General features: G+C 45.5%; 9 protein-coding genes. 4 read left to right on the top strand and 5 right to left on the bottom strand.

What is annotated here, in order from left to right; genetic code table 11:
* The 4 genes from PLH26_RS16175 to PLH26_RS16160 form a co-directional block, all read right to left on the bottom strand.
* Positions 1-397: SDR family NAD(P)-dependent oxidoreductase (locus PLH26_RS16175; RefSeq protein WP_324587067.1), on the bottom strand; the 397-nt coding region annotated here is incomplete at its 3' end.
* Between the two features lie 82 nt (positions 398-479).
* Positions 480-2,177, bottom strand: a complete 1,698-nt coding sequence (locus PLH26_RS16170; RefSeq protein WP_324587066.1) for a glycoside hydrolase family 140 protein — start codon at positions 2,175-2,177, stop codon at positions 480-482.
* 40 nt (positions 2,178-2,217) lie between these two features.
* Positions 2,218-3,693: an aldehyde dehydrogenase gene (gene aldA / locus PLH26_RS16165; protein WP_324587065.1), complete on the bottom strand. Its 1,476-nt coding sequence runs from the start codon at positions 3,691-3,693 to the stop codon at positions 2,218-2,220.
* Positions 3,690-4,715 carry an NAD(P)-dependent oxidoreductase gene (locus tag PLH26_RS16160; protein WP_324587064.1) on the bottom strand — a complete coding sequence of 342 codons (1,026 nt, stop codon included), beginning with the start codon at positions 4,713-4,715 and terminating at the stop codon, positions 3,690-3,692. The genes aldA and PLH26_RS16160 overlap by 4 nt, the downstream gene beginning before the upstream one ends.
* Positions 4,716-4,883: 168 nt before the next feature.
* Between PLH26_RS16160 and PLH26_RS16155 the strand changes: the two genes are divergently transcribed.
* A complete protein-coding gene (locus PLH26_RS16155; protein ID WP_324587063.1) occupies positions 4,884-5,783 on the top strand; it encodes a helix-turn-helix domain-containing protein in 900 nt (299 codons plus the stop codon).
* 238 nt (positions 5,784-6,021) lie between these two features.
* Entirely contained in the window at positions 6,022-6,903 is an 882-nt protein-coding gene (locus PLH26_RS16150; RefSeq protein WP_324587062.1) for a sugar phosphate isomerase/epimerase family protein, read from the top strand.
* Between the two features lie 280 nt (positions 6,904-7,183).
* On the opposite strand, the gene PLH26_RS16145 is transcribed toward PLH26_RS16150, so the two are convergent.
* Positions 7,184-8,215, bottom strand: a complete 1,032-nt coding sequence (locus tag PLH26_RS16145; protein WP_324587061.1) for an FAD:protein FMN transferase — start codon at positions 8,213-8,215, stop codon at positions 7,184-7,186.
* 152 nt (positions 8,216-8,367) lie between these two features.
* Between PLH26_RS16145 and PLH26_RS16140 the strand changes: the two genes are divergently transcribed.
* Together PLH26_RS16140 and PLH26_RS16135 are read left to right on the top strand one after the other, a co-directional pair.
* Positions 8,368-9,573 carry a DUF5005 domain-containing protein gene (locus PLH26_RS16140; protein ID WP_324587060.1) on the top strand — a complete coding sequence of 402 codons (1,206 nt, stop codon included), beginning with the start codon at positions 8,368-8,370 and terminating at the stop codon, positions 9,571-9,573.
* 69 nt (positions 9,574-9,642) lie between these two features.
* A partial coding sequence (locus tag PLH26_RS16135; protein WP_502876402.1) for a DUF7402 domain-containing protein occupies positions 9,643-10,895 on the top strand: 1,253 nt, incomplete at its 3' end.

Here is a 10,895-nt window from a genome sequence, read left to right as displayed (position 1 = left end):
TTTTTTTGAGGTAGGGATAAGCGTATTTAAAACTCAGAAAGATGGCCTTAAGATTGATATTCAATTGCCGGTCCCATTCTTCCGTACTGTAATCGTGCAGGCTCTTAACCATATTGATCGCCCCGTTGTTCACGATGATATGCAAGCCTCCGAAAGCGGCAACGGTATCGGTGATCGATTGATGGATAGCATCTTCCACATTCAGGTCACAAAAAAAAAAGGCAGCGGTTCCTCCCTTAGATTTAATACATTCTGCACATTCCTTCCCTTCTTTTTCTTTGATATCAATAATGGCCACACGGGCTCCCTCTTCTGCAAAAAGTTCTGCAATGCTGCGACCGATACCCTGGGCAGCCCCGCTCACCCAAACGATTTTATTGATAAACCTTTTTTGCATATAGTTCGTCTTTTGTATTTGTTTTTATGGATAATTTTAAAAGCAATACATTCAAAAATGCTAATAGTGGATTAATATGTTTTTAATTCCTGGTCAGCACCAGCACCCAATCCTGTTTAGTGGCAGGCGAAGTGGCGACCAACTTTCCTGAAGCGTCTGTAATGAGCGTAAACTCCTGCCCTTTACCCGTGGTGACCGGATTAAACCAAAAGGCTTTATACCGCTGACCGGCAGCAGGGAGTGTGATCGTGATGCTACCTGGTGAGGGCAGATAAGCCAGCGCCGACCGGCTGCCGGACGTTACGGCCAACACGGCCGTATCTCCGGATGACCATTGTGTAATCATCCCGGGCTGCGGTTGAAAACTGCTCCAGCCGGGGATTGATTCGATCAGCTTTCTTGCTGCGCCAATTTGTGCAGAGCCCGGCAGCTTCATCGCTTCATTCCACGGTGTAATTCCCCAGTTATTCCCCCCGGGTGAATTGCCATAAGGCTTATTGATGCCATTCAACTGCCAGATACCATTGGCCCCATAGGTGTGACCTGCCAACCCGCTGTTTACAGTATGCGCCCAAAAGGCTCCGCGGGGAGCTTCAGCGGGAAGCGGGTTAGGTATAGCCAGTGCCTCATATCTCGATTCACCGCTGATCACCGGCATCACAGGTTGTGTACGCCAGCCTTCCAGCGCCTGCGCTGCCTGCCTGGCGGGGCCTGAGCCATGCCCGCTCTGGTGCATATCAAAATCCAGTAAAGAAGGATCAGACAATGACGCTCTCGCTGTTCTTGAAGGATGCGTGGTAATCACTCTTTTAAACGGATCAACTTCTTTCAAGTATTTTACCACCTTCGTCCACTCGTTTTTTTGCCATTCCCTGTCGGCGTCCTTGGTTTCTGAAAGATAAAAAGGCATCGTGGTCTCTCCAGCCGCACACCATACAACGGGAAGCGCACCCCATCTTGCAATAAGATAGCGCCAGTGCTGTTTCATTTTTTCAACTCCCAGCCAGGGCAGGTGATACCCCCAGGCGCCTACAATGCAGGGAGTGATGCCTTGCTCTGCAAGGTAAATGATCCGCCTATCTGCGGCGTTAAAGTAAGAAGGTCTTATGCTGGTGTAATTCTCTTCCCATGGAAACCCCGCTTCATTTTCTCCGCGCGGATCAAAGGCCGGCATGTCCGGATAAAGTCCTGCTACGATCTGCACTACATTAAACCCTTTTTTAATCCTGTCGTCTGCAAGTGCTTTCACTTCTTCGGGCCATATCAATCTTTTGGTCAGCCCCATCCACCAGGTATCGCCCATCCAAAAGAACGGGGTGCCGTCGCCATAAGCAAAATGTCTTTTATCGTCGGCTATCTTAACAGCGCCGCGCCGGAGCAACGGATTATTGCCTTTGTATTTCCTGATCTCAACCCTACCCCGGACGCCGGCAAGTCCTTTGTCGGTTGCATTGGAACAGATGGTCGTAAAACTGTGGCTGCCTGGTATCGGAGAAGCATATCTGACCTTCCATATATTGCCGCCTGCCCAAAAAGCCGGCACCTTTAGTTGCTCGCCCGAAGGACCGGTAAAAATGGCATCCAGTTCAACCTGGTTGAATGGGTCGTTATAGGTACCTGCCGAAGTAAATGAAATTTCAACCATTTTATTGGTTTCCGTTTTTGCCACAATGTCCTTACACAGGGCTGTTGCGGGACAAACGAATAAGAAAGCCCAATAAAACAAAAGCCGGCCCAATTTGTTATTGAAGGCTGAAATGAAGAAAGGTACTGATGTCATAATGATGATTTTTGGTATGATGCAATCGTTTAAAAAGAAGCTATGAAGTTTGTTGGATGTATATGGTTTTGGTCTGCAGATACTCTTCGAGACCGTGTTTGCCGTCTGCACCCCCAATGCCTGATTTCCGCCAGCCGGCGTGAAAACCCTGGATGGCTTCAAAATTTTCCCGGTTAAAATACACTTCGCCAAAATTTAATTCTTTGGTAGCACGGAGCATCTTGTTGATGTCTTTGGTATACACAGCAGAAGTGAGCCCGTATTCGCTGTCGTTAGCCAGCTTCAATGCCTCATCAAAGTCTTTTACTTTCATAACAGGCAATACAGGCCCAAATACCTCTTTTTGCATGATCTCTGCATCCTGTTTTACATCGGTGATGACGGTAGGTTCGTAGAAATAACCTTTATCAAAGCTGGTTGATTTTTTGCCTCCGGTTACTACTTTGGCGCCGGCTGCCTGCGCCCTGTCCACCATCCCGGAAATTTTATCCAATTGCTTTTGGTTGATCTGGGCGCTCATATCAATATTACTGTCGTTAGATGCATTGCCCACTTTTACCGCCTTCATGGCAATGATCAGTTTTTCCAAAAATTCGTCGTATACTCCTTCTTCTACATATACACGCTCCGCACAATTGCAAACCTGTCCACTGTAAATTATTCTCGATGCCACAATAGAGTTTACAGCCACTTCCATATCAGCATCTGCGCATACAATAGCAGGCGCCTTACCTCCCAATTCAAGAGAAACTTTAGTAATATTTTTTGCAGCGGCAGCCATCACCTTATGGCCTGAATCAACGCTCCCCGTAAGACTAATGATGCCTACATTTTTATTATGGGTGAGCGCTTCCCCGATCTCATTACCATAACCACAAACTACGTTCAATACACCTTTTGGCAGATTAACGCCACCCAATAACTTAGTAAATTCAAGGCAGGTTAAAGGCGCCTCTTCGCTCACTTTCACAACAATAGTATTGCCGGTGAGCAGTGAGGGCGCAACTTTTCGGGCCATTACAAAAAACGGGAAATTCCAGGGACATATGCCTACCACAACACCTATCGGTAATTTATGCAGAAAAATTTGCTCTCCCGAACGGTCACTCTGGATAATCTCTCCCTCGTAAGCCCGGGCAAATCCCGCATAGTAATCGTAATATTCTGCGGTTACATCAATTTCCACCTGAGCCAGCGTTTTTACCTTTGCCTGTTCGCGGGCCAATGTTTCTGCCAGCATCACCCGGTTTTCCCTGATCGTGTTTGCCATGGCTTTAAGGTACTTTGCTCTTTCAACAGAGGGTAATGAACTCCATTGACGCTGAGCGGCAACAGCCGCATCAACGGCGGCATCGGCCTCTTTTTGCCCGCCTCTCGGTACAGAAGCAATTACTTCTTCAGTGCAGGGATCCAGCACTTCAATGTAATCGGTTGCGGATCCTGACCGGTGAAATGCACCATTAATGTAATGCTGGTAAATTGCTCCTGCTGCCGGGGTATTACTATTTGATTTCATAGAAGATTATTTTTTATTTTTTCAGAAAACCATTTGTCCAGTATGTCTGCGTTCAAAATATGATCAGGAGCTTTTCCCCCTGCGATCTGTGCTACCTGGGTACATGCCATACGTCCTATTTCTCTGAACAGTTCGTGTGTCCATGCAATGCAGTGGGGCGCCAGCAATACATTATCCATTGTAAAAAACGGATGGTCTGAAGCGACCGGCTCATTTTCAAAAACATCTGTAGCGTATCCCGCAATCCGATTGTTTGATAAAGCCCTGATCAAAGCAAGCTCGTTTATGATACCACCTCTCGCCGTATTGATGATAAAGGCCGATTCTTTTATCAGCATTAATTCTTTTTCATCGATCATATTTTTTGTTTCCGGGGTTAAGGGGCAATTGACTGATATAAAATCAGATGATTGTAAAAGGGATTGCATATCTACCTTTCTTACGCCCAATTCGAAGGCTTTTGCTTCATCAATATAAGGGTCGTATACCAACGGCTGGTTCATACTGAATGCTTTCAGCATGTGGGTTAGCTGGCTGCCGATTCCGCCAAACCCAATGATACCAAGCGTTCTGGCGCGCAGCTCACTCCCGGTGTATTGGTTCCTTTCCTGCCATTTGCCCTGCCTTACCAATTTGTCTTTTGCAACCAGTTTATGACACAGTGCAAGCATCCACATAATGATGGCCTCAGCCACCGAATAATTTACCGCCCCTTTCGTAATGGTTACTATCACATTGGCCCGGCTGCACGCATCTACATCAACCATATCATACCCCACACCAAAACGACATATTGCTTTTAAACGGGTTACACCCGTGAAACTTTCTGCAGTATACGCCGGGGCCAGAGAAATAACAGCGTCATATTGCTGCAGAGTGGCGGCTTGCAGCGGCGACTCCCATTTTTCCAAAAACCCGTATTCGATCTCTTTAATGTCATCAAGAATATCCAATCCCATGTCTTTGTAGGTCAATATTCCTTCGGGCGTTAAAAAGTCTCTTGTTAAACCAACTTTAAACATGCATCTTTTTGTTTGTTTTAATTGTCTTTATACCGGTCAGAGGTGCAAATCATTTTTCAATTGACAAATTTATTCAGTGATGATGTCCAAAAAAATGGATAAAATAGTTTCTTTTTGTACCTTTTGACATATTTTGATTGCCAGTTATTAATAAATGCTTGTTGCGATATGAACGATTACTGCAAATACATGAGCGGTTCGCTCGTAGAAGAAAAGTGGGGTCTCTACGTTGATACAGCGGGCTTTTCAAAAGTACATCCTCATCAAAACTATCCTAAAAATTATGAACATCCTTCTTCACATACGTTTTCGTGGAGCAAAGGCCGTATCCTTCGCGGCCATCAGTTAATATACGTGTCGAGAGGAGGTGGCATCTTCGAATCTGAATTTGCAGAATCAATTGAAATTACTGAAGGTACCTGTTTGTTCTTACATGCGGGTGTGTGGCACCGTTATAAGCCTTATACCGATTCGGGGTGGGATGAATACTGGCTGGGCTTTAATGGTAATTATGCCAATGAATTGATGAGAAATGATTTTTTTGATGTCAAATATCCTTTCATTAAAGTAGGCTTACAGCGCGAACTGCTGAATCTTTTTCACAAGCTTATTGAAACCGTTCAAACCGCTCCTTCGGGTTATCAACAAATCAGTGCCGGCATTACATTGCAGATACTTGGCTATTTATACTCGGTATCATTAAGCAATGAAACCGAGAAATCCCCGATCGGCAGGCTGATCGAAAAAGCGAAATTCCTCTTACAGGAATCTTTGGCAAAACACATTGATCTTGAACACATGGCCAGGCAACTGCCGATGAGTTATTCTTCTTTCAGGAAAGAATTTAAAAGACTGACCGGCGAACCGCCTAACCAGTTTGTGTTGAACCTCAGACTAAACCGGGCGAAATATCTTTTAGAGACCACCAGTCTTACCATTAATGAAATTGCCGAGCAAACAGGATTTGAATCGGCGTTCTACTTTTCAAAACTGTTTAAGAAAAGAAACGGAAGGTCTCCCAGATTTTACCGTGAAGAAATCATCAGGCGAACCAATGCCCGTTTGTAGGTTCACTGTATTCTTTGCAATAGCATTGCAGTAATACAGCTTGTTCCCTGCTGCAACTCAACGGATGAAAGCATCCATTCATTTATGGTCGTTTTTAAACAAATTTGTAATTTGCTGTCTTGTCAGCGTAAATTGCATGCTCGCAATGCAAATTAAATCCGATGGGGACCGGTATAAAAATTTTCACAGGTTAAATGACTACTCCTATATTTTTTATTCACTTCTTTAAAATGTAAAAATGAAACTGATCAACAGCTTTTTTTTATTCCTGTTGTGCATGTTTGCTGTTACATCGTGTAACAACAGCAGCAACACAAGCGATGCCGGCAGCACTGCCACAGCAAGTTCAGACAGCGGTAGCGTTGACGGCTTTAAACTGGGCGTACAGATGTGGACATTCAGGATGTTTTCCTTCACAGACGCCTTAAACAAGGTTGACAGTGCAGGTATTAAAAACATCGAAGCTTTTTTCGGACAACCTTTGGGTGGCGACCTGAAAGGTGATTTTGGCCCCGAAATGTCTGCCGATACCCGGGTAAAGCTTAAAGAGCTGCTGCAATCGAAAGGCATCAGCATTGTAGCGATGGGCGTTATTTCGCCGAACGATGAAGCCGAATGGATCAAAGCTTTTGACCTGGCAAAGGAATTCGGCTTAAGCTATATTACAGCCGAACCAAAGAAAGACCAGTGGGATATGGTTGACAGCCTGGCGGGTGCTTACGGCATAAAAGTAGCCATACACGATCACCCGAAACCCAGCGGTTACTGGTCGCCCGATTCCGTGCTTGCCGCCATACAGGGTCATAGCAATATAGGAGCCTGTGCCGATATCGGCCATTGGGCACGCAGCGGTTTGGATCCGGTTGACTGCCTGAAAAAATTAGACGGCCATCTTATTGGTGCGCACTTAAAAGATATCGTAAAATTTGACGACACCAAAGCTGCCGACACCGTAGTAAGTAAGGGCGTAATAGACTTTCCAGCCGTTTTTAAGGAGTTTAAAAGACAAAGCTTCAACGGGGCTTTTTCGATAGAGCACGAATCCAACTGGTATCATAATTTACCCGACGTGATCGCTACCAAAAAGTATTTCGATGACGAAGTGGCCAGGCTGAAATAATCAATGCTTAATGCAGCATACCATGATCCGGTGGGAATAAAAGCCTGCCGGATTGTTGTTTGTGGAGCTGTCAGCCATCAGCCATCAGCAATGAGCTAAAGTATACTAACGATAAGCCTCTCACAATTCACTCCTCCCACTTCTCATCTTCACCTCTCCCATCTCATCCCCTGTGAAACGATAAACGTGAACCCATTCACCATTCACTTCTCACCACTCACTATTCACCACTCACTATTCACTATTCACTATTCACCCCTCACCACTCACCACTCACTTCTCACTTCTCGCCTCTCACCTCACTATTCACAAAAAGCTCGTAAAACCGGCTGCTGGCGGTATCGGCGATGGATCCACCGGGCGTTTTGTAAATAAAATAAGCAGCGAGATCTTCTCTTTGTTCTGCAAATGCCAGTGCTTTTTGCAGCCCCATCGCCATCAGCACATTGTCATAAGCATCGGCCGTAATGGCATCATGAGCGAAAACAGTAACGCTTACCACATCACTCCGGACCGGGTACCCGGTTTTGGGATCAATAATATGACTGAACTTTTTTCCGTTGCTTTCATGAAACCTGCGGTAGCTTCCGGAGGTGGTAACAGCGCCTTCATCAATGGAAATGATCTTTTGCATGACCGGCGATTCAAATAAATAATCTCCGGGCGCTTCAATACCGATCTTCATTTTTTCATTGCCCGGCTTTTTTCTTCCCTTAACCCGTATCTCACCACCAATTTCCACGATATAGCTGGTGATGTTGTTTTGCTCTAAAAAGTTTGCCAGTACATCTACACTATACCCCTGTGCTATTCCGTCTACATCAATCGCAATACAGGATCTCGTTTTGATGAGATGATCTCCTTCCAGTTTTATTTTATCTGTTCCGGTGCACTGGAGCAATGAGCGAACCCTGGCAGAATCGGGATATTTTTTTACATGTTTTGCGCCGAACCCCCAGGCGGCAACAAGGGGCTGTATGGTGATATCAAAAATACCGGCGGATTGTTCCCATGCCTCTATAGATTTTTCAACTACTGCAGCAAGATGATGGTCAACGGTGATGCCATTTTTTGATGCATTGAACCTGCTGATCAGCGACCAGGGCTTGTATATGGAAAGTGCGCTGTCGAGCCGGGATAAGATGCTGTCTGCCTGCTTTTTCTTCACAACGCTGTCCTGCGCATAGTAGGTAACATGCCAGGTGGTGCCTTGTGCAAATCCTGACAATTGGATTTTTTGGATCTCCGGTCCGGGGTCATTCAGCCGGGGGGAAAAAATGAGTTGCAATAAAAGAAATACATTCCAGCACATGCCCAAATATAATGTACAGATCGTTCCTGAAGCGTTAAATAACCTATGCAAAGACAATAAAAGGTAATGAATGGAGAGTAACCGTTATGGATATACAAGTATTCTGCCGTACACAGGTAAAAATGTACTTTAGCGGTATCAATTCATTTCGGATGCGCGTATTAGGATTAACCGTTACCAGCCTGCTCATTTTTTTTATATTTTTTTTAACCTACGGTTGTTCCGTCCCGACCAGGCAGGGTGAACCATCTTCTTCTGAACCGGCATTTACAGCAGTTCCGGCGCCGGAATGGACAGCGCTGTTTAAAAGAAACCACGGTTGGTTCGGAGGCGATGGCATATACTCCATTGCTTTAAGCGGGCTGGAGACAAAAGCCAGCGGAGGTAAAGACAGCATATTGATATGGTTCAGTGATACCTTACTGGGAGATATCAGCGATTCGCTGAAAAGCGGTTTTACCATGATCAACAACAGCATAGCATTGTTAACCGGCAACCATCCCGATAGTACCGCACTTCATTTTTACTGGAATAAAAACGCTGATCATCACCCTTCATCCGTATTTGTACCCAATACGCAGCCTACACAACAGGATGAATATTACTGGCTTGGCGATGGATTTGTAAATACGGAAATGAACAACAGCATCTATATTTTCGGATACCGCATCAAAAATATCCCGGGGCAGGCTGTATTTGGCTTCAAACAAACCGGTAATACGATCATTTGCATACCCGCAGGCGATGAACCGCCGTTCAAACATGCAACACAGATCGAGATCCCTTTTTTCCAGGGAGAAAACGCCGACTCTGCCGGTTCTTTTGGCGCCGGCGTACTGGTCAATACCAAAGAAGCCGGTGCTCCCAACGCCGACGGATACCTGTATATTTATGGTGTAAGAGGGAAAAACAAGGAGGTGATAGCAGCAAGGGTTCTGCCGCAGGATATTGAACAGTTTAATGAATGGCGGTTCTGGGACGGCAAATCGTGGACGGCCGACATTAAAGCCATTGAGCCCGTTGCAGACCGCGCATCCAATGAAATGAGCGTAACACCGGTTACCGGTGGACGTTACCTTATGGTGTTTCAAAAGGATGCGATCGGAACCCGGGTGGCGGTAAGAGTAGGAACAACGCCGGTTGGACCTTTTGGCCCCATCACCGACGTATATGATGTAAAAGATGACCTGAAAGATTCGCCCAGTCTTTTTCCTTATAATGCCAAAGCACATCCTGTGCTTTCCCAACCGGGTGAATTGCTCATAAGCTATAATATCAACTCATTTGATTTTTTGAACGACATTAAAAAGTTCCCGCATTTATACCGTCCGCGATTTATAAAACTGAAATACGAATAACGGTTGCTGTTATACACTATGAGCAAAATGTTCGTATTTTATGGTATCGCCCACATAAAAAATATAAATATGAAGCAACTCTTCGGCATTCTTTCACTGTTGTGTATAACCTGCATCAGCAAATCCAGCCACGCAGGTCCCGGAAATATCGCTCCGCTGGCAAAAGTTACTGCAAGCACTTTTGCCGGTGAAACCTATGGCGTACAAAATGCAACAGATGGGCTGATAGGCGTGGACGGTAAGGGCGAGTGGGCCTGCGCGGGGGTTACAACCGATTGGGGCTATATCCGGTTACCGTGGATACAACTGGAATGGGAACAACCGCAGCTGATTAACAAGGTAGTGCTATACGATCGTCCTTCGTTAACGGAAAATATTGCCGGAGGTAAACTGATGTTCAGCGACAGCAGTATGATATGGATCAACCAGGTGCCGGCCGACGGAAGTGGTATTGCGATCCCGTTTGCAGCCCGCAAGGTGAAATGGATAAAGTTCGTAGTAACCGATGCCACAGGAAAAAACATAGGATTCTCTGAAATAGAAGTATTTCCGTCGCCGGAACAGGCGCAGGATCACCTGTCGTGGGTTGATCCCTATATTGAAACCAATCGCGGAAGGTATTTCTTTTTTATAACCGGCAGCCTTCCGTTTGGAATGGCAAGTTCGGCTCCCTTAACACGCAATAAAAACCAATTTGGCGGCGGTTACAATTACAACGAAAAAGAAATCCTGGGCTTTGAACAAATTCATGCATGGATGATGTCCGGCATAGAGATCATGCCTGCCACAGAAAATCAAAACCCTGCAGAAGGGCAACAGGGATGGAAGTCTGCATTTAATCACGATGATGAAATTGTGCAGCCCGGATACCATCGGGTGATGCTGCAGAACAATAAAATATGGGTAGAACAAACAGCCACTGAAAGAGTGAATTATTACCGGTTCCGCTATACAAAAGAAACCGCGGGCAGAATTATTATCAGTTTGTCCGGACACGTTTCCAACAGTACCATGACCGATGCAAAAATTACCCGCATCAGTGATACCGCAATAGAAGGATCTTTCAGCTCTGTAAAAAGATACTGGGGCGGACCAAAGGACGTACGTATATTTTTTGTTATACGGTTCAACACGCCTTTTCAATCGCTTGATGCATGGCAGGGTAATAAAACAGCAAAAAACATCAATCAGGCAGGTGGCGACAGCCTCACATTGGCTGCTGCATACCATTTCAGCAAAGGAGATGAGCTGCAAATGAAAATAGGGCTTTCCTACACCACAATTGAAAACGCCCGGCAAAACCTGGAGCAGGAATGCGGCAC

This window comes from Agriterribacter sp. (assembly GCF_035444585.1).
Lineage (GTDB): Bacteria > Bacteroidota > Bacteroidia > Chitinophagales > Chitinophagaceae > Agriterribacter.
Note: the sequence above shows the minus strand (reverse complement) of the source record. Positions and strands in the feature narration are given on the sequence as shown.

Coding starts and splice junctions, on each gene's coding strand:
- PLH26_RS16170 (WP_324587066.1), bottom strand. CDS start 2,177: ATGACATCAGTACCTTTCTTCATTTCAGCCTTCAATAACAAATTGGGC.
- aldA (WP_324587065.1), bottom strand. CDS start 3,693: ATGAAATCAAATAGTAATACCCCGGCAGCAGGAGCAATTTACCAGCAT.
- PLH26_RS16160 (WP_324587064.1), bottom strand. CDS start 4,715: ATGTTTAAAGTTGGTTTAACAAGAGACTTTTTAACGCCCGAAGGAATA.
- PLH26_RS16155 (WP_324587063.1), top strand. CDS start 4,884: ATGAACGATTACTGCAAATACATGAGCGGTTCGCTCGTAGAAGAAAAG.
- PLH26_RS16150 (WP_324587062.1), top strand. CDS start 6,022: ATGAAACTGATCAACAGCTTTTTTTTATTCCTGTTGTGCATGTTTGCT.
- PLH26_RS16145 (WP_324587061.1), bottom strand. CDS start 8,215: ATGTGCTGGAATGTATTTCTTTTATTGCAACTCATTTTTTCCCCCCGG.
- PLH26_RS16140 (WP_324587060.1), top strand. CDS start 8,368: ATGCGCGTATTAGGATTAACCGTTACCAGCCTGCTCATTTTTTTTATA.